The organism is Nocardioides panaciterrulae (assembly GCF_013409645.1).
Lineage (GTDB): Bacteria > Actinomycetota > Actinomycetes > Propionibacteriales > Nocardioidaceae > Nocardioides > Nocardioides panaciterrulae.
Genome location: NZ_JACCBG010000001.1, coordinates 2,016,309 through 2,038,392, shown reverse-complemented (window position 1 = coordinate 2,038,392; position 22,084 = coordinate 2,016,309). Strand labels below are relative to the sequence as shown.

Here is a 22,084-nt window from a genome sequence, read left to right as displayed (position 1 = left end):
CCCGTCAGAGCGCCAGGCCGAGTGCCGCGTCCAGCGCACGGTGCACCGCGACCGCGGCGTCCGGGTCGCTGGTGTCGGCGAGCCCGTCGGTGCCGAGCGTCGCCGCCGCCCAGGCGTCCACCGCGGCCACCGCCCGCGGCGCGTCGAGGTCGTCGGCCACGGCGGCGAGCACCTCGGTGACCACCGGCGCGGCCGGGGCCCCGGCCCCCAGGGACAGGGCCCGGCGCCACCGGGCGAGCGTGTCCACCGCCGCCCACAGCTGGTCGTCGGTCCACTCCCAGTCCGAGCGGTAGTGGTGCCGTAGCAGCGCGAGACGGATCGCCATCGGGTCGACCTCGCTGCGGCGGAGCGCGGACACGAAGACGAGGTTGCCCCGCGACTTCGACATCTTCTCGCCGTCGTAGGCGACCATGCCGGCATGGGCGTAGGCCCGCGCGAACCGGTGGTCGGGGTCGACGACCTGGGCGTGGCCGGCGCCCATCTCGTGGTGCGGGAAGACCAGGTCGCTGCCGCCGCCCTGGACGTCGAACGTCGCGCCGAGGTGCTCCAGCGCGATGGCGGTGCACTCGATGTGCCAGCCGGGCCGTCCGGGCCCGAAGGGGCTGTCCCACGCGGGCTCGCCGGGCCGCTCCCCGCGCCAGACGACGCAGTCCAGCGGGTCCTTCTTGCCGTCGCGGTCGGGGTCGCCGCCGCGCTCGGGGAAGACCCGCAGCATCTGCTCGCGGTCCCAGCCGGAGACGGCCCCGAAGTCCGGGTCCGCGGTCACCGAGTAGTAGAGGTCGTCCTCGACCCGGTAGACCGCGCCGAGCCGCTCGAGTCGCTCGATCAGCGGGACGATGAGCGGGATCGCCTCGACCGCGCCGATGTAGTGCGCGGGCGGCAGCACCCGCAGCGCGGCCATGTCCTGGCGGAACAGCTCGGTCTCACGCTCGGCGAGCTCCACCCAGTCGGTGCCTACCTTGTTCGCGCGCTCCAGCAGCGGGTCGTCGACGTCGGTGACGTTCTGGACGTAGACCACGTCGTGGCCCGCGCTGCGCCACGCCCGGTTGAGCAGGTCGAACCCGACGTACGTCGCCGCGTGGCCGAGGTGGGTGGCGTCGTACGGCGTGATCCCGCAGACGTAGAGCCGGGCCGGGCCCTCGGGCTGCGTCGTCACCTTCTCGCCGGTGGCGGTGTCGTGGACGACGACAGGGGGGCCCTGGACGGGCAGGGTCGGGAGGTCCGGGGACGGCCACGCTCGCATGCCCGGAAGCCTAGCCACCGGGGCGCCGATCCCCCGCACGGGCATGGTCGGTCAGAACGGCGGCCAGGGGATCGCCGGCCACTCGCCCCGGGGTGCGGGCAGCGTGCCGCGCGCGAGCAGCCGCTCGCAGCGGCGTGCGGTCGCCTCGATCTCCGGCCCGGTGAGGTGGAAGCCGAGGGCCTCGCCCAGGTCTCCGGCGAGCGCGGCGCGCAGCGTCGCCACCACCGACACCTCCTCGTCGGTCAGCGGCTCCCCCAGCCAGCCCCACAGCACGGTGCGCAGCTTGTGGTCGGTGTGGAAGGTGACGCCGTGGTCCACGCCGTACCGGTGGCCCGACGCCATCTCCAGCACGTGTCCGCCCTTGCGGTCGGCGTTGTTGACGACGATGTCGAAGACCGCCATCCGCCGCAGCGCCGGGGAGTCCTCGTGCACCAGTGTCACGGGGCGGTCGCGTCCGTCCAGGCCGTCGAAGACCGCGCGGTAGCCGTCGGGGACCTCGCCCTCGGCGACCAGCGTCACCGCCTCCTGGCCGGGGTCGGGCTCCTGCCACCGCTGCACCATGCCGAGGCCGTGCGGGCCCTCGCGCAGCCAGGTCTCGGGCACCACGTCCCACCCGGTCGCGACGGCGACCAGGTAGGCCGCGACCTCGCGGTGCGCCAGCGTGCCGTCGGGGAAGTCCCACAGCGGCCGCTCCCCCGCGACCGGCTTGTAGACGACCCTGACCTCGCCGATGGTGCCGACGAACGTGGCGTTCGACGCCGGCATGATGCGGCCCTCGAGGACGAGGTCGTCCTCGACGAGGTCGACCACGGGGTCGATCACGGGTCGCGGCGACGGAACCCGTTGGCCCGCACGCACAGGTGCCCGTCGGGGTCGATCGGGTTGCCGCAGAACGGGCAGCTGGGGCGGCCGGCCTCCAGGACCTGCGCGGACCGCTGGACGAAGGCCCGGGCCGCGCCGGCGGGGAGGCGGACCAGGAAGACCTCGTCGGGCTCCGGCTCCTCCACCTCCTCGTCGACCTGGTCGGGCGAGAGGACCGCCGCCTCGGTGAACGGGAAGACCTCGACCACGACGCGCTCGTCGGCGGGGTCCCACGACAGCGTCATCGTGCCCGCCCGGAACTCCTCCTCGATCGGCTGCTCGAGCGGCTCGTTGTCCTCGAGCCCGAGGGGGGCCACGGCGGGGATCATCGCCTCGCTCACCTCGCTGGCCATCACCTCGTCGAGCAGCTCGTCCATCCGCTCGGCGAGCGCGGCCACCTGCTGCTTCTCCAGGGCGATGCTCACGACCCGCGCGCCCGAGCGGGCCTGCAGGAAGAACGTGCGCGCGCCGGGTGGGCCGACCGTGCCCGCGACGAAGCGCTCCGGCGGGTCGAATCCGTGGACGACTGGTGCCATGGCTACACCCTAGGGGCGGCCGGAAAGCGGGGCGGCGGGGCCGTCCGGTCCGGCTCCGCCGCCGACGGCGGCGTCGTCCGTGCGCCGGCCGCGGCGCCCCTTCCTCGGCGCCAGCCAGCCCAGCTCGCCGGCATGGGTGTTGGTCGCGAGCACGTAGGGCCGCGTCGGCGTGTAGCGGATGATCGAGAGCGACGCCGGGTCGACGTTGATCCGCTGGAAGAGGTCCAGGTGCATGCCCAGCGCGTCGGCGAGGACGGACTTGATGATGTCCCCGTGGCTGACCGCCACCCAGACCGCGGACGCCCCGTGCATGGCCTCCACCGCGGCGTCGTGGCGGCGTACCGCCTCCACGGACCGCGCCTGCATCGCACCCAGCGACTCCCCGCCGGGGAACGCCGCCGCCGAGGGCTGGTTCTGCACCGTGGCCCACAGCTTCTCCCGGGCCAGCTCCTTGAGGGTGCGCCCCTGCCACTCGCCGTAGTCGCACTCGGTGATGCCCCGCTCGGTGGCCACCTCCAGCGGCCCCGGCTGCGCCCCCATGATCGTGCGCGCGGTCTGCCGGCACCGCTCCAGCGGGCTGCTGACCACGGCCGCGAGCCGCACCTCGGAGATCCGCTCGGCGGCGCGGGCGGCCTGCGCGTGTCCGGTCTCGTCGAGCTTGACGCCGCCCATCCGCCCGGCGAGGACGCCCGCGGCGTTGGCGGAGCTGCGGCCGTGCCGCACCAGGATCACGGTTGCCATGGAGCCGAGGGTAGTGGGACTAGGGTCACCCCGTGATCGTCGACAGCGCCCTCTACCGCGACGGCGTCCGCGTGGACGCCGAGTGCGACGTCTCGGACCTGCGCACGCTGCGCTCCCGGGCCACCGGGGAGCGGGACTTCGTCTGGCTCGGCCTGCACGAGCCGGGTGAGGAACAGCTCAGCGAGGTCGCCGAGGCCTTCGGCCTGCATCCGCTGGCGGTCGAGGACGCCGTGAAGGCCCACCAGCGCCCCAAGCTCGAGCGCTACGACGACTCGCTGTTCATGGTCTTGAAGACGCTCTGGTACGTCGACGAGGACGACGCCGTCGAGACCGGGGAGGTCAACCTGTTCGTCGGTCCGCACTTCATCGTCTCGGTCCGCCACGGCACCGGCACCGACCTGCACCCCGCCCGCCGGCACCTCGAGGAGCAGCAGACCGTGCTCGACCACGGCCCGTCCGCGGTCGTCTACGCGGTGTGCGACGCGGTTGTCGACAGCTACTCCGAGGTCGTCGCCTCGCTCGAGGAGGACGTCGACGAGGTCGAGGAGTCGGTGTTCTCCCCCGGACGCACCAACGACTCGCAGCGGATCTACACGCTCAAGCGCGAGATCTCCGAGGTGCGTCGCGCGGTCATGCCGTTGCGCGACCCGATGCAGCGCTTCGCGAACGCCTCGGTGCCCGGGATCGCCGCCGAGTCCGCGCCGTTCTTCCGCGACGTCGCCGACCACCTCGCCCGCGCCGCCGAGGCGGTCGACACGCTGGACAACCTGCTCTCGACCGCCTTCGACGCCCACCTGGCCCGGATCTCGATCCAGCAGAACGAGGACATGCGCAAGATCTCCGCCGGGGTGGGCCTGGTCGCGGCCCCCACCCTCATCGCGGGGGTCTACGGGATGAACTTCCAGCACATGCCCGAGCTGCGCTGGGACCTCGGCTACTGGTTCGCCCTGGCGCTGATGGTGCTGACCTCGCTCGGCCTGTGGGTGTTCTTCAAGAAGTCCGGCTGGCTGTAGCCGCCGCCGGCGGTGGTCAGGTCGCCGACATCGCCCCGGTGCCGAGCAGCACCAGCAGCAGCAGGCCGAGCACGACGCGGTAGGGGACGAACCAGGCGATCGAGTGGTGCGCGACGAACCGCAGCAGCCACGCGATCGAGGCGTAGGCGACGATGAACGAGACCACGGTCCCGACCAGGGTCTCCCCCAGGCCGATGTCACCGCCCAGCGCGTCCTTGAGCTCGAACAGGCCGGCCGCCAGCAGCGCCGGGATCGAGAGGAAGAAGCTCAGCCGGGTGGCGGTGACGCGGTCCAGCCCCCGCAGCAGGCCCGCCGAGATGGTCGCGCCGGAGCGCGAGACGCCGGGGACCAGCGCGAAGACCTGCACGACGCCGACCACGATCGCGTCGACCATGCCCAGCTCCTTCTCGCCCCGCGCCTGGCGCGCCGACCGCTCGGCGAACCACATGACCGCGCTCCACCCGATCAGGCCGGCGGCCACCACCCACAGCGACCGCAGGTCCCCGGTGATCACGTCCTTGAGCAGCAGGCCCGCGATGCCGACAGGGATGGTGCCGACGATGACGTACCAGCCCAGCCGGTGGTCGACCTGGCCGCGGTACTCCGGCTTGACCAGGCCCAGGCTCCACGCCTTGATGATCCGCCAGATGTCCCCGGCGAAGTAGAGGATCACCGCCGCGATCGCGCCCATCTGGATCACCGCGGTGAAGCCGGTGACCGCCGGGTCCGCCAGGTCCAGGCCCAGGATCTTCTCGGCGATGGTCAGGTGGCCGGTGCTGGAGACGGGAAGGAACTCGGTGAGCCCCTCCACGATGCCGAGGATCACGGCGTCGAAGTAGTTCATGCCTGGGCTTTCCGGGGGGTCGGGTGACGGGTGAGCAACGAGCGGGCGTGAGGCCGCGCACAAGAGTACGCAGGGTCCCGACCGGCGAGCCGCAGGCGCTCCGTCCGGGCGCGACGGCTACCTTGTGCGCATGCAGCAGCGGTCCGTGGGCGCCACCGGCCTGAAGGTCTCCCGACTCGGCCTGGGCACGATGACGTGGGGTCGGGACACCGACGAGCACGAGGCGCGCGACCAGCTGATCGCGTTCGTGGAGGCCGGCGGCACCCTGCTCGACACCGCGGCGGGGTACGGCGGCGGCGCGTCCGAGCAGCTGATCGGCAGCCTGGTCGGCGACGTCGTGGCCCGCGACGAGGTCGTGCTCGCCACGAAGGCCGGGGTCACCGCCGGACGGGCCGGTCGCCGCTACGACACCTCCCGCGGGCACCTGCTGACCACCCTGGACGCCTCGCTGCGCCGGCTCGGCACCGACCACGTCGACCTGTGGCAGGTGCACGTCTGGTCCGAGGACGCCCCGCTGGAGGAGACGCTGTCGGCGCTCGACCTCGCGGTCTCCTCCGGTCGCGCGTCGTACGTCGGGGTCTCCAACTACACCGGCTGGCAGACCGCCCAGGCCGCCACCTGGCAGCGTGCGGTCCCCGGCCGGGCGGTGCTCGCCTCCACCCAGGTGGAGTACTCCCTGCTCAACCGCTCCGCGGAGGCCGAGGTGCTGCCCGCGGCGGCCGCCCTGGGGCTCGGCGTGCTGCCGTGGTCGCCGCTGGGCCGCGGGGTGCTCACCGGGAAGTACCGCACCGGCACCCCCTCGGACTCCCGGGCCGCCTCCTCCCACTTCGCGAGCTTCGTCAACCCCTACCTCGCCGAGCGCCCCGCCCAGGTCGTCGAAGCGGTCGCCCGCGCCGCCGACGGGCTCGGCTGGGCCCCGATCGAGGTGGCGTTGGCCTGGGTCCGCGACCGCCCGGGCGTCACCGCACCGGTCGTGGGCGCCCGGACCGCCACCCAGCTCAAGGGCGCGTTGACCGTCGAGGAGCTGACCCTGCCGGCCGAGATCGTCGCCGCGCTCGACGACGTCTCCGGAGAGTGAGCATGACCGCACGCCACGGCCACCGACGCCCGCTCTCCCACGGCGTGGAGTGGGAGTTCGACAAGGTGACGTTCTCCCGGGAGTTCCCCCGCAACGTCGTGACCAAGCTCCTCGTGGAGCGCGCCGAGCACGGCGGCTGGGAGCTCGCCCGGGTGCGCATCACCCCCGACGGCACCCGACGGGTCGTGCTCCGGCGACGGATCATCCGGGCGGTCCGCACCGCCTGACCCGGGGTGGCGGCCGGACCCGGCCCCGGTTCAGGCGCCGCGATTCAGACCTCGTCCAGGAACCGGTCGAAGACCCGGGCGCCGAACTCCAGCGCGTCGACCGGCACCCGCTCGTCCACACCGTGGAACAGCGCGGTGAAGTCGAGGTCGGCGGGCAGCCGCAGCGGGGCGAAGCCGTAGGCCCGCAGCCCGAGCCGGTTGAAGTGCTTGGCGTCGGTGCCGCCGCTCATGAGGTACGGCGCGACGACCGCCTCGGGGTCCTCCGCCAGCAGCGAGCGGCCCATCGCATCCACCAGGTCGCCGTCGTACGGCGTCTCCCAGGGCTGCTGGTTCGAGACGTAGTCGATCGCGATGTGCTCGCCGCACAGCTCGGCGAGGGTGTCGAAGAACTCGTCCTCGAAGCCGGGCAGGAACCGGCCGTCGACGTGCGCGGTGGCCTCGGTGGGGATCACGTTCACCTTGTAGCCCGCGGCGAGCATCGTGGGGTTGGTGGTGTTGCGCAGCACCGCGCCCAGCATCCGGGCGGCACCGCCGAACTCCTCGACCAGGCTCTCGGCGTTCTCCGGCGTCGCCTCGGTCCCGGCCAGCTCGCCCACCGCGGCGAGCAGCGTCCGCATGGTCGGGGTGAGCCGCACCGGCCACTCGTGGGCGCCGATCCGTGCGACCGCGGCCGCCAGCTCCGTGACGGCGTTGTCGCGGTTGATCATCGAGCCGTGACCGGCGCGGCCCCGGGCCGTCAGCCGCATCCACGCCATGCCCTTCTCGGCCGCCTCGATGAGGTACATCCGCCTGCCCCGGACGGTGGCGCTGAATCCGCCGACCTCGCCGACCGCCTCGGTGCAGTGCTCCAGCTCGCCGCGGTGCTCGTCGACGAGGTGCTGGGCGCCCTTGTGGCCCCCGGCCTCCTCGTCGGCGGTGAAGCAGAGCACGACCGGACGCGACGGCACCCGGCCGGCGCGCGTGCGGGCCCGCACCACCGAGAGCAGCATCGCGTCGAAGTCCTTCATGTCGACCGCGCCCCGCCCCCACACGTAGCCGTCGCGCACCTCGCCCGAGAAGGGGTCGACCTGCCAGTCCTCGGCCGCCGCGGGGACCACGTCGAGGTGGCCGTGCAGCAGCAGCCCGCCCCGCTCGTCACCCCGCGAGCCACCGCTGCCGCCCCAGTGGGCGACCACGGACGTGCGCCCCGGCTCGGACTCGTACAGCTGCGCCTCGATCCCCACCTCGTCGAGCAGCGTGGCGACATACTCGGCCGCCTTCCGCTCCCCGGGCCCGTCCTCGTCGCCGTAGTTGGAGGTGTCCATCCGGATCAGCTCCCGGCACAGCTCCACCACCTCGCCGGCCGGGTCGTGCTCGGCACGCATGTCGTCCGGTCCAGGTCCCCGCGAGTCGTCAGCCATGCCCCCATCCTGGCACTGCGGGCGTCGTGGTCCCCGATGTGATTCCGCGGGCCCTCCTTTGCTACAGTTCGACCGCTCGTCCGGGTGGCGGAATAGGCAGACGCGCTAGCTTGAGGTGCTAGTGCCCGTATAGGGCGTGGGGGTTCAAGTCCCCCCTCGGACACCAGCAGCCAGAAGGTCCCGTCGGAGAGATCCGGCGGGACCTTCTGCTCTTCCCGGGACACGTCCGGCCGCAGATTCTTGATCCATTCAAGAAAACGGCCGATACTGCGACGGTGTCCCCCACCACCGACCTCGAGCGCATTCTCAGGAGTGCCTCGCTGCGCGTGACCCGGCCCCGGGTCGCCGTGCTGGCCGCGGTCCACGAGCACCCGCACGCGGACACCGACACGCTCATCGGTGCGGTCCGCGCCGATCTCGGCGAGGTCTCCCACCAGGCGGTGTACGACGTGCTCCGCGCGTTGACCTCGGCGGGCCTGGTCCGGCGCATCCAGCCCTCGGGCTCGGTCGCCCGCTACGAGGCCCGGGTCGGGGACAACCACCACCACGTCGTGTGCCGCTCCTGTGGGAGCGTCGCCGACGTCGACTGCGCGGTGGGCCACACGCCGTGCCTCACCGCAGCCGAGGACCACGGCTTCGTCATCGACGAGGCCGAGGTCACCTACTGGGGCCGGTGCCCCGACTGCTCCACCGCACGTACCCAGCACCGAACGCACCTTTCGGAAGGAAGCAGATGACCGACAACCAGGACCCCAACGCTCCTCACGCGAGCGCCCAGGGAGCCGACCGCATGGAGGCGGCCGGATGCCCGGTCGCCCACGACTCCGCGACGTCGCACGGCAGCGAGAGTGAGAACCCCGCGATCGACTCGCCGACCCCCAAGGGGACCGCCCGCCCGCGCTCGAACAGGGACTGGTGGCCCAACCAGCTCGACCTGTCGGTGCTGCACGCCCACTCCCCCAAGGGCAACCCGCTGGGTGCGGACTTCAACTACGCGCTCGAGTTCGAGAAGCTCGACGTCGAGGCGCTCAAGCGCGACCTCATCGAGACGCTCACGACCTCGCAGGACTGGTGGCCGGCCGACTTCGGGCACTACGGCGGCCTGATGGTCCGGCTGAGCTGGCACGCCGCCGGCACCTACCGGATCTCCGACGGCCGCGGCGGCGCCGGCGACGGCTCCCAGCGGTTCGCCCCGCTCAACAGCTGGCCCGACAACGCCAACCTCGACAAGGCCCGCCGGCTGCTGTGGCCGGTCAAGCAGAAGTACGGCCAGAAGATCTCCTGGGCCGACCTGCTGGTGCTCGCCGGCAACGTGGCGATGGAGTCGATGGGGTTCGAGACCTTCGGCTTCGGCTTCGGTCGCGAGGACGTCTGGGAGCCCGACGAGGTCGTCTGGGGCCCGGAGGACGCCTGGCTGGACGAGGGACGCTACGTCAGCGACAGCGAGATGGTGCCCGAGGTCGGCGCGACCGAGATGGGGCTGATCTACGTCAACCCCGAGGGCCCGCGCGGCAGCGGCGACCCGCTCGCCGCGGCCCACTTCATCCGGGAGACCTTCGCCCGGATGGCGATGAACGACGAGGAGACCGTGGCGCTGATCGCGGGCGGCCACACCTTCGGCAAGACCCACGGCGCCGGCATCGCCGACGACCACGTCGGTCCGGAGCCGGAGGCGGCGCCGCTCGAGGCGCAGGGCCTCGGCTGGCTGAGCAGCTACGGCAGCGGCAAGGCCGGCGACACGATCACCAGCGGCCTCGAGGTCACCTGGAGCGACCGGCCCACCGAGTGGAGCAACCGCTTCTTCGAGATCCTCTTCGGCTACGAGTGGGAGCTCACCACGAGCCCCGGTGGCGCGAAGCAGTGGGTCGCCAAGGACGCCGAGCCGATCGTCCCCGACGCCCACGACCCGTCGAAGAAGCACCGGCCCACGATGCTGACGACCGACCTGTCGCTGCGCTTCGACCCGACGTACGGCAAGATCTCGCGGCACTTCCTGGAGAACCCCGACGAGTTCGCCGCGGCCTATGCCAAGGCCTGGTACAAGCTGCTGCACCGCGACATGGGGCCGGTCAGCCGGTTCCTCGGTCCCTGGGTGCCCGAGCCGCAGCTGTGGCAGGACCCGGTGCCGCCGGTCGACCACGAGCTCGTGGGCGATGCGGACGTCGCCGCGCTGAAGGTCAAGGTCCTCGAGTCCGGCCTCTCGGTCGCTCAGCTGGCCAGCACCGCCTGGGCCTCGGCGGCGAGCTACCGCTCGACCGACAAGCGGGGCGGCGCCAACGGCGCCCGGGTCCGCCTGGAGCCGCAGCGCAGCTGGGAGGTCAACCAGCCCGAGCAGCTCGCGACCGTGCTCGAGACGCTCGAGGGCGTCCGGCGCGAGTTCAACGAGGGCGGTGGCGCGAAGATCTCGCTGGCCGACCTCATCGTGCTCGCCGGTGCCGCAGCGGTCGAGAAGGCCGCCCGGGACGCCGGCGTCGAGGTGACGGTCCCGTTCCGCCCGGGCCGCACGGACGCCACCCAGGAGCAGACCGACGTGGACTCCTTCGAGGTCCTCGAGCCGCGGGCCGACGGGTTCCGCAACTACCTGCGGGCCGGCGAGAAGCTCCAGCCGGAGAAGCTGCTCGTGGAGCGGGCCTACATGCTCAGCCTCAGCGCTCCGGAGATGACCGCGCTCGTCGGCGGCATGCGGGCGCTCGGCACCAACGTCGGGGGCACCGCCCACGGTGTGCTGACCGACCGCCCGGGGGTGCTGACCAACGACTTCTTCGCCAACCTGCTCGCGCCGGACACGCAGTGGAAGGCCTCGGAGTCGACGGAGAACGTCTACGAGATCCGTGACCTGGCCAGCGGCGAGGTCATCTGGTCGGCCACCGCGGTCGACCTGGTCTTCGGCTCCAACTCGCAGCTGCGGGCGATCGCCGAGGTCTACGCCAGCGGTGACGCGCGCGAGAAGTTCGTGCACGACTTCGTCGGCGCCTGGGCCAAGGTGATGGAGCTCGACCGGTTCGACCTGGTCTGATCCACACGCCGAAGGGGCCCCGGTCGCGATGCGACCGGGGCCGCTTCGGTGTCTGCGCCGACCAGCGGAGGCCGGTGGTGCCGGTGGTGCTCCTCAGCGCCGGCTCGTGGCCGGGGCCTCGAGCCCGAGCACGTGGCTGGTGCGCTCCATGACGTCGGCCGCCAGATCGGCGTCCGCGCCCAGCTCGACGCCGTAGCTCGGCATCATCTTCTCCAACGCCGGGCGCCACTCCTCGAGCCGGTCGCCGAAGCAGCGCTCGAGCACCTCCAGCATCACCGGGACCGCGGTCGAGGCGCCCGGGGAGGCGCCGAGCAGGCCGGCGATGGAGCCGTCCGCGGAGGCGATCACCTCGGTGCCGAACTGCAGCGAGCCGCCCGCGAGCCCGGCGCGGCCCCGGGCCGGCTTGATGACCTGGACCCGCTGGCCCGCGACGACCTTCTCCCAGTCCGCCGCGTCGGCCTGCGGGTAGAACGCGCGGAGCTCGGCCAGCTGCGCCTTCCTGCTCGCGAGCACCTGGGTGACCAGGTAGCGCACCAGGCCCAGGTTGCCGAGGGCGACGGTGAGCATCGGCAGCAGGTTGTGCAGCCGCACCGAGCGCAGCAGGTCGAACAGCGAGCCGTTCTTCAGGAAGCGGGGGCTGAAGCCGGCGTACGGGCCGAACATCACGCTGGCCTCGCCGTCGACGATGCGGGTGTCGAGGTGCGGCACCGACATCGGCGGCGCTCCGACCGCCGGCTTGCCGTACACCTTGGCGTGGTGGCGGCCGACCACCTCGGGGTTGGTCGTGCGCCAGAAGACGCCGCTGACCGGGAAGCCGCCGTACCCCCGGATCTCCTCGATGCCCGCGCGCTGCAGGAGCGTGAGGGCGCCGCCGCCGGCGCCGACGAAGACGAATCGGGCGCTCGCCGCGAACGAGCCACCGCCGGTACGGCGGCCGCGCACGGCCCAGCCCTCGCCCTGGCGCCGGAGCCGGCGCACCTCGGTGCCGAGCTCCAAGGTGATCGCGTCTCCGTCGACGAGGCTGCCGACCAGCTGGCGGGTCAGGGACCCGAAGTTCACGTCGGTGCCCGCGAGCGCGCGGGTCGCCGCCACCGGCTCACCGGGCTCGCGGCCCTCGACCAGCAGCGGGGCCCAGGTCGCGAGCACCTCCGGGTCGTCGCTGAACTCCATGCCGGCGAAGAGCGGGTGTGCGGACAGGGCCTCGAAGCGACGACGCAGGTAGTCGACGTTCTCGGCACCCCACACGAAGCTGACGTGCGGGCTGGGCCGCACGAACGACGAGGGCTCCGGGATCCGACCGTCCTCGACCAGGAAGGACCACAGCTGCCGGCTGAGCTGGAACTGCTCGTTGACCCCCACCGCCTTGGTGACCTCGACGGTCCCGTCGGGGAGCTCGGGGGTGTAGTTCAGCTCGCACAGCGCGGAGTGGCCGGTGCCGGCGTTGTTCCACGGGCCGGAGGACTCCTCGGCCAAGGCGTCGAGGCGCTCGACGATGCCGATCCGCCAGGTCGGTTCCACCTGGTGCAGCAGGGTCGCCAGGGTGGCGGACATGATCCCGCCGCCGACGAGGAGCGCGTCGTAGTCGAACCGCGTCCCTTCCCCTGGTGCAGCCTGCCGTGGTACGACGGTGCGGTCGGGCTGGCTGGCGGCGCGGTTCACGAAGCGTGTCTCCTTCGGGTGAGGGTCTGTGCTTGGCCGGGATTCCCGGTCCGGTCGGCTGCGCAGGACCCGTGTGTCGCGCAGTCGGCTCGCCAACCAGCCACTTAACACGGTGCCGGGAGACCGTTCCGCGGCGACCCGTGACGACCACCCCGATTCTGAGATGTGCGTCACCACTGGGGCTGGTGGGGCCACCGTCACCGGCATGCTTCTCCCATGGTCGACGTCGTCGTGTGCGGGCCCGCCTCCTGGAACCACGTCGTGGACGTGGACGAGCTGCCGGCGCCGACCCCGCACATGCAGCTCGCGCGCGGCGACCGGCAGACGCTGGGCGGCACCTCGGCCGGCAAGGCGCTGCACCTGCACGAGCTCGGACGAGCGGCGCGGCTCTACACCGTGGTCGGCACCGACGAGACCGCGACCGCGATCCTGGGCCGGCTCCGCCGCGCGGGCGTGGTCGTCGCCGCGGAGGCCAGCGAGGGGCCGAGCGAGCGGCACCTCAACCTGATGGACCCGCACGGCGGCCGGGTGTCGATCTACCTCGACGTGCCGCGTCCCCCGACCGGGCCCGGCCCGGACCGGTCACTGCCCGCGGGGATGGAGCACGACCTGGCCGCGGCCCGCGCCGTCGTCCTCGACCTCTCCGAGCGGTCCCGGGGCCTGGCGGGGAGCCTGGCGGCGACCGGGCTGCCGATCTGGACCGACGTCCACGACTACGACGGGGAGGCGGCGTTCCACCGGCCGTTCCTCGCGGCCGCCTCCCACGTCTTCATGAACGCCGACCGCCTTCCCGACGCGCTGGAGTTCCTGCGCGCGGTCGTCCGCGGAGGGGCTGACCTCGCCGTGTGCACGCTCGGCGCGGCGGGTGCGGTGGCCGTGGACCGCGACATGGTGGTCCACCGGGTCCCCGCCGTCCCGGTGGACCGCGTCGTCGACACCAACGGCGCCGGCGACGGGTTCCTCGCCGGGGTGCTGCACGCCTCCCTGGACGGGGCGCCGGTGACGGCCGCGCTCCGGGCGGGAGCGGCGCAGGCCGCGCGGGCGCTGGGAAGCCGGCACCTCAGCCCGCTGCTGGACGACTGACCGGGTGCCGGCCTCGACGCGTCAGAGCGCCTTGAGCATCTCCTCGGCCAGCGGCGCCGACGAGGCCGGGTTCTGCCCGGTGTAGAGGTTGCGGTCCACCTCGATGTGCGGGGCCCAGGGCTGACCCTCGCGGAAGTCCGCCCCCAACGAGACCAGCCGGTCCTGCAGCAGCCAGGGGGCCTTCTCGGCGAGGCCGGCCTGGGTCTCCTCGGCGTTGGTGAAGCCGGTGAGCCGGTAGCCCGCGAACGGCGAGCCACCCGCGGTGTCCTCGGTCGCCAGCAGGGCGGCCGGGGCGTGGCAGACGATGCCCAGCGGCTTGCCGGACGCCAGCGTGCCGGTCAGCACCTGCGCCGACGCGCGGTCGGTGGCGAGGTCCTCCATCGGTCCGTGGCCGCCGGGGTAGAAGACCGCGGCGTACTCCTCGGCGTCGACGTCCGCCAGGTCGAGCGGGGCGCGCAGCTGCTCGATCTCCTCCAGCTCGGCCTTGACCGAGTCGGCCTGCTCCTGGCCGCCGTTGGCGTCGGCGGCGAGGCTGGCCTGGTCGACGACGGGGACCACCCCGCCGGGGGTGGCCACGGTGACCTCGTGCCCGGCGGCGGTGAAGGCGCGGTACGGCGCGACGAGCTCCTCGGCCCAGAACCCCGTCGGGTGCTCGCTCCCGTCAGCGAGGGTCCAGTGCTGTGCTCCGGTCACGACGAACAGGATCTTGCTCACGAGTCCTCCAGGGGTGTGTCGGGAAAAGTTCGGCTCTCGGAGAGCGACGTGCCCGGGCCGTTCATTCCCGACACCCCTCCGGCCCCGTGGGTGTCCTCACACCGGTCGCTGAGGGTCGGGGTCCGGCCCGCCGGCCCCGGCGTCAGCGGGCTGCGCCGCGTCGGGGGTCCAGAGCCGCCGGACGGCGGGCTCGCACGTGCTGCTCCAGGTAGTGCTCCACCTCGAGCCGGTGCACGCGTCCGCGGGCCAGCGCGGACGCCGCGGTCCGCGCGTTCTCGCGGGCGACGTCTTGTCCGACGAAGCGTTCCACGGCCGCACTTGCGATGCGGACGAGTCGGGGCCCCATGACTCCTCCAGGATGGTGACGGGGGACGTGCCGGGTCCGGCACACCCCGCACACTCAACCCGCGGTGGTCAGGAGCGCACAGGGACCTTGGTCCCGAGCCGGGTGTGGTCTGGGTCGCGAGACCTCAGGTCTGCGGCGAGAGCTCGTCGGCGTCGAGCGAGAGGTCCGCGGTCGTCAGGTCGAGGCGGGCCGGATGCATCGGGGTGATCTCCACCGGGCAGCGCGCCTCGCGGATCAGGGCCCGCGCGATCGACCCCATCGGCAGACCCACCGCGGCGCCGTGCCCGCGGCGCCCGAGCACCAGCAGCTCGGCGCCCTCGGTCGCACCGAGCAGGGCCGCGGCCGGGTCCTGGTGGCGGACGTCGACGTCCACCTCGACCTCGGGGTAGGCCGCACTCAGGTCACGCAGCGCGGTCCGCAGCCGATCGGCCAGCGACGTGGTCCAGCGCTCGGCCTCCCGGGCGCCGACCACGAGGTCGTCGTACGGGCGCTGCAGCTTCCAGGTGTGCAGCACCCGCAGCGGCGACCGCCGGCTGGCCGCGGCGACGAACGCGTGGGAGAGCACCTCGTAGGCGTGGTCGGGGTCCTCGACCCCCACCACCACCTGCCGCCGGTCGACCGACGGCGACCAGACCATGGGGATGCACACGACCGGGCAGTGGGCGCGGGTGGCGACGCCGGTGCTGGTCGACGCGGTGAAGACCCGTCCCAGCAGCGAGCGGTCCCGGTGGCCGAGCACCACCATCCGGGCGCCGTCGCTCTCCTGGACCAGCACGTGCACCCGGGGCCCGGTGCGCACGACCTTCTCCAGCGGCACCGGTCCGGCCGACCGGGCGACCTGCTCGGCCTCACGCATGATCTTGCGGGCCACCTCGTCGAAGACCTCGAAGCCGGCCAGCGGCACGATCGGCGCGGTCGCGGCCAGCTCCGGCAGCACGTGCACCAGGCGTACGCCGCAGCCCGCACGCCGGGCCTCCGCCACGCCGTACTGGACCGCGCCGACCCCCTGCTGCGTCCCGTCGACCCCCACGACCACTGGAGTCGTCAGCTGCACGTCCATGGGCACCTCTCCTCGTGTCGGCGCGGCAACGAGCGAGCCGCGGTCCAAGCCTCGACAAGCGCCGCAGGCGCTGACAGGGCCGCCGGTCATGCACGAGCGGGCCTTCTGGGACGGGCCGAGGCCGTGACCGCGTCGAAGAGCTGCACCCACTGCACCAGATGGCGGTCGCCGAGGAAGTAGTCACGCACCCGTTCGTGGGCGGCCGCCCCGAGCGAGGCCCCCCGCCCGGGGTCGCCCAGCAGCTGACCCAGGAGCCGCACCATCGCCCCGAGGTCGTTCGGGTCGTGGAGGAGCACTCCGCTCACGCCGTCCTCGATCTGGTCCGGGATCCCGCCCACCGCCGAGGCCAGCACCGGCTTGGACTTCCACATCGGCTCGGTGACGGTGAGCCCGAAGCCCTCCGCGAGGCTCTTCTGCAGCACCACGGTGGCGTGCCGCTGCAGGGCGTTGACCAGGTGCGCGTTCTCGTCGGGGTCGTCCATCGGCAGCAGCGCGAGGTGCAGCCGCGCCCGCGCCGGCGCGGGCAGCTCGGCGCGCAGGTTCGCGCACGTCTCGAACACCGCGGCCCCCTCGGGGTCGTCGACGACGCCGCGCACGTCGGGCCCGGCCAGCAGCAGGTGCACGTCGGACGGCAGCTCGCCGAGGCGCGCCGCCACCCCGGTCAGGACCCCGGACATGTCCTTGAGCCGGTCCCACCGGCACACCTGCAGCACCATCCGGGCCGCCGCGGGGATCGGCCGGTCCCCCAGCAGCAGGCCGGTGTGCTCCCGGACGCTGCCGGTCGTGCCGTCCCGGCGCCCGAACGCGAGGCTGCCGCCGTCCTCGGGCAGGTCGACCAGGCCGGCCCGGCGGAGCGTGGCCCCCACCTCGGCCGGCTCCAGCGTCACGTTCTTGGTGCTGAACGGGTCGATCGACGGGGCGATGATCCGGACCCGCTCCGGCGGCAGCCACTCCGGCACGTAGGACGGGCGGGAGAACACGAACGCGTGCGCCGGCTCGATCAGCGGACGCAGGAACCCCCAGCCGCGCTCGGTCTCTCGGGTCACCATGCCGCTGCCGATGTGGCAGCGCCAGGCCACGTGCGCGCCGAGCTCGACCAGGGGTGCGACCAGCCCGGCGGTCTGGGGATCGTGGAGCAGCACGACGTCGCCGGGCCGGATCATCGCGGTCGCCACGACGGCGTTGGCCTCGCTCACCTCGAGGAAGTGCCGGATCTCCGCGGAGCCGAGCTCACCCCCGTCACCGGGGGCGCCGTGCAGCAGGTTGTGCACCCGCTTGGTGATCGCGAAGAACGCCGGGTCGCCCTCGATCACCAGCCACCGGGTGTCCACGCCGGCACCCCGGCCGTAGGACAGCAGGACCTGCAGCATCTCCGCGACGCCGCCACCGTGGGCGGTGGAGTTGAGGTTCCACACGGTGCGGCCGGCCAGCAGCGCACGAGCGTGCACGGCGGTCTGCTCCAGCATCTCTACCCGTGCGGGGGGCAGGAGGAGCTCCAGACGCTGGAGCGGGACGGCGTCGATCCGGACCTCCTGCACAGTCCGAGGCTGCCGGGCCGGTCGGCAGGCGGCCACCCGCCAAGGTCCCCGGGCCCCGGGACCTCCGGCTGGCCACGTTGCCCCCTCATCCGCGCTCATCCGCCCGGGGCGATGCCGTCCGGCGCCGGTGTGCGGACCGTGGGAGCGTGTCCCCGTTGCCGACCCCGCAGGAGCGCGCCGACCTGGGCCGGGCGGCCCGCGAGCGGCTGCCGCACGACCGGCTGGGCCGGCTCGACCTGCCCGCCGACCGCACCGACCTCGTCGCGCACCTGGAGGAGCAGGCCCCGACAAGGCTGCCGGAGCTCGTGCCCCTGCGGCACGCCAGGATGAGTGCCTCGGCCCTGGCCTGCTACCGAGGCGCGGCGGCGACCATGGCCGGCGATCTCGCGGCCGGACCGACGACCGGGCTGGGCGTCCAGCTCTGCGGCGACGCCCACCTGTCCAACTTCGGCCTGTTCGCCTCGCCCGAGCGGCGGCTGCTCTTCGACCTCAACGACTTCGACGAGACCTACCCCGGCCCGTTCGAGTGGGACCTCAAGCGGCTCACGGCCAGCCTGGTCCTCGCCGGCCGGGCGAACGGCCTCGGCCGCAACCGGTGCCGCAAGGCCGCCCGCGCCGCGGTCCGCAGCTACCGCGACGGCATGGCGGACTTCGCCACCCGCCGCACCCTCGAGGTCTGGTACGCCCGCGCGGAGGTCGACGCGGTGCGCAAGCTGCTGCAGGGGCGGATGACCGAGCGCCAGCGGCGCGGCGTGGCCGCGACCGTCGACAAGGCCCGGCGCAGCGACACCCTGCGGGCTTGGCGCAAGCTGGCGGAGACCGTCGACGGACGCGCCCGGCTGCGCAGCGACCCCCCGCTGGTCGTCCCCGTGCGCGACCTGCTCCCCGAGGTCGAGGCGTCCCAGGTGGCCGACTGGATGGCCGGCCTCCTCGACGGGTACGCCGCCACGCTGCGTGAGGACCACCGGGCCCTGCTCGGTCGGTTCGGCTTCGTCGACCTGGCGCGCAAGGTGGTCGGCGTGGGCAGCGTGGGCACCCGCTGCTGGATCGTCCTGCTGCAGGGCCGCGACGCGCACGACCCGCTGCTGCTCCAGGTGAAGGAGGCCCAGCCCTCCGTGCTCGCCCCCGTCGTGCCCGCCGACCTGGTCGCGGACGTGCCCCGCAACGAGGGCGAGCGGGTGGTCGCCGGCCAGCGCCTGATGCAGGCGGCCAGCGACGTCTTCCTCGGCTGGCAACGGGTCCGCGGCCTGGACGGCCAGCAGCGGGACTTCTACGTCCGCCAGCTGCGGGACATGAAGGGCTCGGCCGCGATCGAGCGGCTGGACGCCTCCGGCCTGCGCCTGTACGCCGAGCTGTGCGGCTGGACCCTGGCCCGGGCCCACGCCCGCTCCGGCGACCCGGTCGCGCTGGCCGCCTACCTCGGACGCGGCGACGCCGTGCCCGAGGCGCTCGCAGAGTTCGCCGGGGCGTACGCCGACCTGGCCGAGCGGGACCACGCGGCCCTCGTGGCGGCGATCCACGACGGCCGGGTGCGCGCCGAGGTCAGATGAACAGCAACTGGGCGCCGTCGGTCTTCTCGATGAAGTCCGAGGCGCTGATGATGTCCTCGACCTCCTCGTAGAGGTCGTCGAGTCCGAGGTGCTGCATGTCCGCCGACATCCGGCAGGCCCACAGGTGACCGCCGGCGTCCACGATCTGCTGCAGGAACTCCGGCACGTCGGGCACACCGAGCTCGGCGATCGCCTTGCGCATCTGGTGGGTCGCCAGCGTGGTCATGCCGGGCAGGCCGCCCAGCCCCTGGGGCAGGTGGGTCGCGGTGTTGCCCAGCATCGTGAGCTTCAGGTTGCCCATCGTCCGGCGGTTGATCATGTCGAAGCCCCAGAAGGTGAAGAACAGGTGGGTCTCCACGCCCTCGCCGAGGGCGGCGTTGGCCAGGATCAGGCCGGGGTAGGCCATGTCCAGGTCGCCCTTGGAGCAGATGATCGCGAGCTTGCGGCCGGCCGCGTCCTCGCCGAACGACGGCACGATCGGCTCGGCCCGGGTGCCTTGGGTGCTCTCGGTGCTCTCGGTGCTCTGGGTGCTGGCCATCGCGTCCTCCTCGGGGCGGGGGCGGTCACACGCAGCCGCGCGGCTTGGGCAGGCCGGCGACGTACGCGAGCTTCTTGGCGGGCTTCTGCGGGAACAGCGCGAAGAGCGACTTGGTGGGAAGGCCGCCGACCACGCTCGCGCGGCGCAGCGTCGGGCTCTCCCCCTGGTCGGCGAAGTCCTGCCTGGCGAACCGGATCGCCTTCCAGTGCTCGTCGGTGAGGGTGAGCCCGATCTGGGCGGCGAGCGCCTCCGCCAGCGGCTCGCTCCACTCCGCGGGATCGGTCATGAACCCCTCGGGGTCCACCTGGATCCGGTGGCCGTCGATCGTCGTGGTGGGCACCTCAGGCCTCCTGGGGTTCGTGCTGGTCCTCGTGCGGGGCGTGCTTGCCAGCCATCGACATCGACGCCGGCAGCGGGACGCGGCGACCCGGGAGCAGCACGTTCCAGTAGACGTGCCGGAAGGCCAGCTTGCCGAGGTGGTTGGCCCGGGTCTCCTTGAGCAGGCTCAGCGGTCCGAGGACCGGGAGCGGGTACTTCCCGGGCAACGGCTCGGTGTCGTAGTTGAAGTCGATCAGCAGCGCCTTGTCGTCCCCGGACTCCACGAAGCAGTTGGCGTGCCCGTCGAAGGAGCCGGTCATGGCCAGCCCGCGGACGTGCTGCACGAAGTTGTCGACGAACACCTCCACGGCGAAGTGGGCGACCGAGCCGGCCTTCGAGGCGGGGATGTCGCAGGCGTCGCCGATCGCGAACAGGTTGTCGTGGTCGACCGAGAGCAGCGTGTGGGGATCGACGCGCACGTAGTCCAGCTCGTCGCCCAGCCCCGACCGCCCGACGAACCCCGCGCCCGTCATCAGCGGCACGGTCACCAGCAGGTCGAAGGGCACCTCGCGCTCGTCGTAGGACACCAGCGCCTTGCGCTCGGGATCGACGCGCTCGACCGCGAAGTCCGCCTCGAGGGCGATCCCACGGTCCTCCAGCATCCCGCCCAGGTGCGCCGAGGCGACCGGTCGGGTGAACGCGCCGTCCAGCGGGGTCACGTAGACCAGGTCGACGAGGTCCCGGATGCCCCGCGTGCGCAGCCAGGCGTCGAGGAGGAAGGTCATCTCCAGCGGCGCGACGGGGCAGGTGATGGGCATCTCGGTCACGTGCACCACGAGTCGTCCGCCGTCGAAGCCTGCCAGCGCCTCGCCGAGGGCCACGGCGCCGTCGAGGGTGTAGAAGTCGAAGATGCTGCGCCGCCACTCCCGGCCGAGCAGCCCCGGGGTCTGGTCCGGCCGGGTCACCGCCCCGGTCGCGATCACCAGGTAGTCGTAGGCCAAGCGGCGGCCGTCCGCCAGCAGCACCTCGTCACCGTCGGCATCCACCCGGTCGATCTCGCCGAGCACCAGGTCGACGCCGTCGGCGAGGAAGTGGTGCCGGCTGCGGACCACGTCCTCGGCCCGGTAGGTGCCGAACGGCACGAACAGGTAGCCCGGGCGGTAGTGGTGGGCGTCGTCCCGGTCGACCACCGCGACCTGCCACTCGCGCCGGTCGAGGCGGCGTCGCAGCTTGTTGGCGACCATCGTGCCTGCGGTCCCGGCACCCAGGACGAGCAGCTTCGGCATGGGCCTTCCCCTTCCCCGGGGGACAGTCCACGGCAGCCGGCGGTGTCGCAGCACCTGCCATTGGTCCTGCGGCGGGCGCCATCCGGCCCCGCCGTCGCCCGTCAGCCGCCGACGGTCAACCCGAAGGCCGTCGCCATCGACGGCGCGTGCCGGGCCTTGCGCAGGTACGGCGTGCCGAGCACCTCGTCGTACAGGCGGGTCAGCGAGTAGTGCGTGAGCCGGTCCTTCACGACCACGTGCCGCACACCCGGGTGCAGCACCACCGTGAGCACCCGGTTGCCGCTGTGCCGGTCGTCCTCGTCGGCGGTCACCACGATCGCGAGGCGGCCCTGGGACCAGTCCGGGCCGCTCCTGAGGGTCCGCAGCGTGTGCTTCATCCAGCGGTCGGCGACCGCCAGGCCGCAGTCGTGGGCGTCGTGGCAGGTGTTCGGGACGACCATGCCGGCGTTGGGCAGGTCGCCCGCAGCGGCGTCGGCGGCCAGCGAGGACATCGGCCGGTCGTGGTGGCGGCAGCCTCGGCGCTCGTCGACGAAGTAGGTCCACGGGTTGTGGCGGACGGCGTAGCGATGCCCGCCGTCGACCGGCGAGCACCGGCCCGGCATGCCCTCGGCGTACACCGTGGCGGTCCGGCCGGCCGCCAGCGCCTGGCCGAAGACGCTCCGGCCGCTCACGGGGTGGTCGGCGGGCGGCTGGTCGTCGGTCACCCCGAACGTGCTCCCGCCGGCGATCGCGAGGTAGTTGGGCAGCGAGGGGTGCCGGATGGCGTGGTAGTCGGTGGCGTAGCCGAACCGTTTCGCCTGTCGGAAGGTCCACGGCATGCCGGAGCGCATCTGCGCCAGCGAGTGGTTCTCCACCATGACCACGACCAGCTTGGTGACCGGGGAGGTCGCCCGCGCGGACCGGGTCGCCGCGGTCAGCCGGGACGAGCCGGCGTCGTCAGCCGTCGCGCAGCCGGCGGTGGCCAGCGCCAGGGCGAGCACGCCCGCCGCCAGCGTGGTCCACCTGGCGCGTCGTCGTCCCCCGGAAGCCATGG

22 protein-coding genes and 1 tRNA gene are annotated in these 22,084 nt (G+C 73.2%); 8 read left to right on the top strand and 15 right to left on the bottom strand.

Features of this window, described 5'->3' with window-relative positions:
* Positions 1-4 precede the first annotated feature (4 nt).
* The 4 genes from mshC to BJZ21_RS09545 are packed head-to-tail and all read right to left on the bottom strand — an operon-like array spanning position 5 to position 3,381.
* A complete protein-coding gene (gene mshC, locus BJZ21_RS09560) occupies positions 5-1,243 on the bottom strand; it encodes a cysteine--1-D-myo-inosityl 2-amino-2-deoxy-alpha-D-glucopyranoside ligase (RefSeq protein WP_179663519.1) in 1,239 nt (412 codons plus the stop codon).
* A gap of 51 nt (positions 1,244-1,294) precedes the next feature.
* A complete protein-coding gene (locus tag BJZ21_RS09555; RefSeq protein WP_179663518.1) occupies positions 1,295-2,065 on the bottom strand; it encodes an SCO1664 family protein in 771 nt (256 codons plus the stop codon).
* The gene (locus BJZ21_RS09550) at positions 2,062-2,640 is read right to left on the bottom strand and encodes a DUF3090 domain-containing protein (RefSeq protein ID WP_179663517.1); all 579 of its coding nucleotides are present in this window, start codon (positions 2,638-2,640) and stop codon (positions 2,062-2,064) included. The genes BJZ21_RS09555 and BJZ21_RS09550 overlap by 4 nt, the downstream gene beginning before the upstream one ends.
* A gap of 9 nt (positions 2,641-2,649) precedes the next feature.
* Positions 2,650-3,381 (bottom strand): histidine phosphatase family protein, encoded by a 732-nt coding sequence (locus BJZ21_RS09545; RefSeq protein WP_179663516.1) that lies wholly within the window; start codon positions 3,379-3,381, stop codon positions 2,650-2,652.
* Between the two features lie 32 nt (positions 3,382-3,413).
* On the opposite strand from BJZ21_RS09545, the gene corA reads away from it, so the two are divergent.
* Entirely contained in the window at positions 3,414-4,394 is a 981-nt protein-coding gene (gene corA, locus BJZ21_RS09540; RefSeq protein ID WP_179663515.1) for a magnesium/cobalt transporter CorA, read from the top strand.
* Positions 4,395-4,410: 16 nt separating this feature from the next.
* Here the strand turns inward: corA and BJZ21_RS09535 are convergent, their stop codons facing one another.
* Complete coding sequence (locus tag BJZ21_RS09535; RefSeq protein ID WP_179663514.1) at positions 4,411-5,238, bottom strand: undecaprenyl-diphosphate phosphatase; 828 nt, start codon at positions 5,236-5,238, stop codon at positions 4,411-4,413.
* Between the two features lie 130 nt (positions 5,239-5,368).
* On the opposite strand from BJZ21_RS09535, the gene BJZ21_RS09530 reads away from it, so the two are divergent.
* Together BJZ21_RS09530 and BJZ21_RS09525 are read left to right on the top strand one after the other, a co-directional pair.
* Positions 5,369-6,316, top strand: a complete 948-nt coding sequence (locus BJZ21_RS09530; RefSeq protein WP_179663513.1) for an aldo/keto reductase — start codon at positions 5,369-5,371, stop codon at positions 6,314-6,316.
* A 2-nt stretch (positions 6,317-6,318) separates the two neighbouring features.
* Positions 6,319-6,543 carry a DUF5703 family protein gene (locus BJZ21_RS09525; protein ID WP_218851404.1) on the top strand — a complete coding sequence of 75 codons (225 nt, stop codon included), beginning with the start codon at positions 6,319-6,321 and terminating at the stop codon, positions 6,541-6,543.
* Between the two features lie 44 nt (positions 6,544-6,587).
* On the opposite strand, the gene BJZ21_RS09520 is transcribed toward BJZ21_RS09525, so the two are convergent.
* Positions 6,588-7,943 (bottom strand): M20/M25/M40 family metallo-hydrolase, encoded by a 1,356-nt coding sequence (locus tag BJZ21_RS09520; protein WP_246298480.1) that lies wholly within the window; start codon positions 7,941-7,943, stop codon positions 6,588-6,590.
* Positions 7,944-8,021: 78 nt separating this feature from the next.
* Here BJZ21_RS09520 and BJZ21_RS09515 point away from each other — a divergent pair.
* The 3 genes from BJZ21_RS09515 (at position 8,022) to katG (ending at position 10,959) form a co-directional block, all read left to right on the top strand.
* A tRNA-Leu gene (locus tag BJZ21_RS09515) sits at positions 8,022-8,109 on the top strand.
* 109 nt (positions 8,110-8,218) lie between these two features.
* Positions 8,219-8,680: a transcriptional repressor gene (locus BJZ21_RS09510; RefSeq protein ID WP_179663512.1), complete on the top strand. Its 462-nt coding sequence runs from the start codon at positions 8,219-8,221 to the stop codon at positions 8,678-8,680.
* The gene (katG, locus tag BJZ21_RS09505) at positions 8,677-10,959 is read left to right on the top strand and encodes a catalase/peroxidase HPI (RefSeq protein WP_179663511.1); all 2,283 of its coding nucleotides are present in this window, start codon (positions 8,677-8,679) and stop codon (positions 10,957-10,959) included. The genes BJZ21_RS09510 and katG overlap by 4 nt, the downstream gene beginning before the upstream one ends.
* 93 nt (positions 10,960-11,052) lie before the next feature.
* Here katG and mqo read toward each other — a convergent pair whose 3' ends face one another.
* A complete protein-coding gene (mqo, locus tag BJZ21_RS09500) occupies positions 11,053-12,618 on the bottom strand; it encodes a malate dehydrogenase (quinone) (protein WP_343052072.1) in 1,566 nt (521 codons plus the stop codon).
* 216 nt (positions 12,619-12,834) lie between these two features.
* On the opposite strand from mqo, the gene BJZ21_RS09495 reads away from it, so the two are divergent.
* On the top strand, positions 12,835-13,701 hold the full coding sequence (locus BJZ21_RS09495; protein WP_179663509.1) for a carbohydrate kinase family protein: 867 nt from the start codon (positions 12,835-12,837) through the stop codon (positions 13,699-13,701).
* A 21-nt stretch (positions 13,702-13,722) separates the two neighbouring features.
* Here BJZ21_RS09495 and BJZ21_RS09490 read toward each other — a convergent pair whose 3' ends face one another.
* The 4 genes from BJZ21_RS09490 to BJZ21_RS21720 form a co-directional block, all read right to left on the bottom strand.
* Entirely contained in the window at positions 13,723-14,415 is a 693-nt protein-coding gene (locus BJZ21_RS09490; protein ID WP_179663508.1) for a DJ-1/PfpI family protein, read from the bottom strand.
* 142 nt (positions 14,416-14,557) lie between these two features.
* A complete protein-coding gene (locus BJZ21_RS09485) occupies positions 14,558-14,725 on the bottom strand; it encodes a hypothetical protein (RefSeq protein ID WP_179663507.1) in 168 nt (55 codons plus the stop codon).
* Between the two features lie 160 nt (positions 14,726-14,885).
* Positions 14,886-15,821, bottom strand: a complete 936-nt coding sequence (locus BJZ21_RS09480; protein ID WP_179663506.1) for a universal stress protein — start codon at positions 15,819-15,821, stop codon at positions 14,886-14,888.
* 86 nt (positions 15,822-15,907) lie between these two features.
* Entirely contained in the window at positions 15,908-17,359 is a 1,452-nt protein-coding gene (locus tag BJZ21_RS21720; protein ID WP_179663505.1) for a glycosyltransferase, read from the bottom strand.
* Between the two features lie 146 nt (positions 17,360-17,505).
* On the opposite strand from BJZ21_RS21720, the gene BJZ21_RS09470 reads away from it, so the two are divergent.
* Positions 17,506-18,909: a DUF2252 family protein gene (locus BJZ21_RS09470; RefSeq protein ID WP_179663504.1), complete on the top strand. Its 1,404-nt coding sequence runs from the start codon at positions 17,506-17,508 to the stop codon at positions 18,907-18,909.
* Here BJZ21_RS09470 and BJZ21_RS09465 read toward each other — a convergent pair.
* The 4 genes from BJZ21_RS09465 to BJZ21_RS09450 form a co-directional block, all read right to left on the bottom strand.
* The gene (locus tag BJZ21_RS09465) at positions 18,902-19,447 is read right to left on the bottom strand and encodes a DsrE/DsrF/DrsH-like family protein (RefSeq protein ID WP_179663503.1); all 546 of its coding nucleotides are present in this window, start codon (positions 19,445-19,447) and stop codon (positions 18,902-18,904) included. The two genes, BJZ21_RS09470 and BJZ21_RS09465, sit on opposite strands and share 8 nt — an antisense overlap.
* A gap of 25 nt (positions 19,448-19,472) precedes the next feature.
* Positions 19,473-19,787, bottom strand: a complete 315-nt coding sequence (locus BJZ21_RS09460) for a TusE/DsrC/DsvC family sulfur relay protein (RefSeq protein WP_179663502.1) — start codon at positions 19,785-19,787, stop codon at positions 19,473-19,475.
* 1 nt (position 19,788) lies between these two features.
* Positions 19,789-21,051, bottom strand: a complete 1,263-nt coding sequence (sqr, locus tag BJZ21_RS09455) for a type III sulfide quinone reductase, selenoprotein subtype (RefSeq protein ID WP_179663501.1) — start codon at positions 21,049-21,051, stop codon at positions 19,789-19,791.
* 101 nt (positions 21,052-21,152) lie between these two features.
* Positions 21,153-22,082 carry an alkaline phosphatase family protein gene (locus BJZ21_RS09450; protein ID WP_179663500.1) on the bottom strand — a complete coding sequence of 310 codons (930 nt, stop codon included), beginning with the start codon at positions 22,080-22,082 and terminating at the stop codon, positions 21,153-21,155.
* Between the last annotated feature and the right edge of the window lie 2 nt (positions 22,083-22,084).

Coding starts and splice junctions, on each gene's coding strand:
- mshC (WP_179663519.1), bottom strand. CDS start 1,243: ATGCGAGCGTGGCCGTCCCCGGACCTCCCGACCCTGCCCGTCCAGGGC.
- BJZ21_RS09550 (WP_179663517.1), bottom strand. CDS start 2,640: ATGGCACCAGTCGTCCACGGATTCGACCCGCCGGAGCGCTTCGTCGCG.
- BJZ21_RS09545 (WP_179663516.1), bottom strand. CDS start 3,381: ATGGCAACCGTGATCCTGGTGCGGCACGGCCGCAGCTCCGCCAACGCC.
- BJZ21_RS09535 (WP_179663514.1), bottom strand. CDS start 5,238: ATGAACTACTTCGACGCCGTGATCCTCGGCATCGTGGAGGGGCTCACC.
- BJZ21_RS09530 (WP_179663513.1), top strand. CDS start 5,369: ATGCAGCAGCGGTCCGTGGGCGCCACCGGCCTGAAGGTCTCCCGACTC.
- BJZ21_RS09525 (WP_218851404.1), top strand. CDS start 6,319: ATGACCGCACGCCACGGCCACCGACGCCCGCTCTCCCACGGCGTGGAG.
- BJZ21_RS09520 (WP_246298480.1), bottom strand. CDS start 7,943: ATGGCTGACGACTCGCGGGGACCTGGACCGGACGACATGCGTGCCGAG.
- katG (WP_179663511.1), top strand. CDS start 8,677: ATGACCGACAACCAGGACCCCAACGCTCCTCACGCGAGCGCCCAGGGA.
- BJZ21_RS09495 (WP_179663509.1), top strand. CDS start 12,835: ATGGTCGACGTCGTCGTGTGCGGGCCCGCCTCCTGGAACCACGTCGTG.
- BJZ21_RS09480 (WP_179663506.1), bottom strand. CDS start 15,821: ATGGACGTGCAGCTGACGACTCCAGTGGTCGTGGGGGTCGACGGGACG.
- BJZ21_RS09465 (WP_179663503.1), bottom strand. CDS start 19,447: ATGGCCAGCACCCAGAGCACCGAGAGCACCGAGAGCACCCAAGGCACC.
- sqr (WP_179663501.1), bottom strand. CDS start 21,051: ATGCCGAAGCTGCTCGTCCTGGGTGCCGGGACCGCAGGCACGATGGTC.
- BJZ21_RS09450 (WP_179663500.1), bottom strand. CDS start 22,082: ATGGCTTCCGGGGGACGACGACGCGCCAGGTGGACCACGCTGGCGGCG.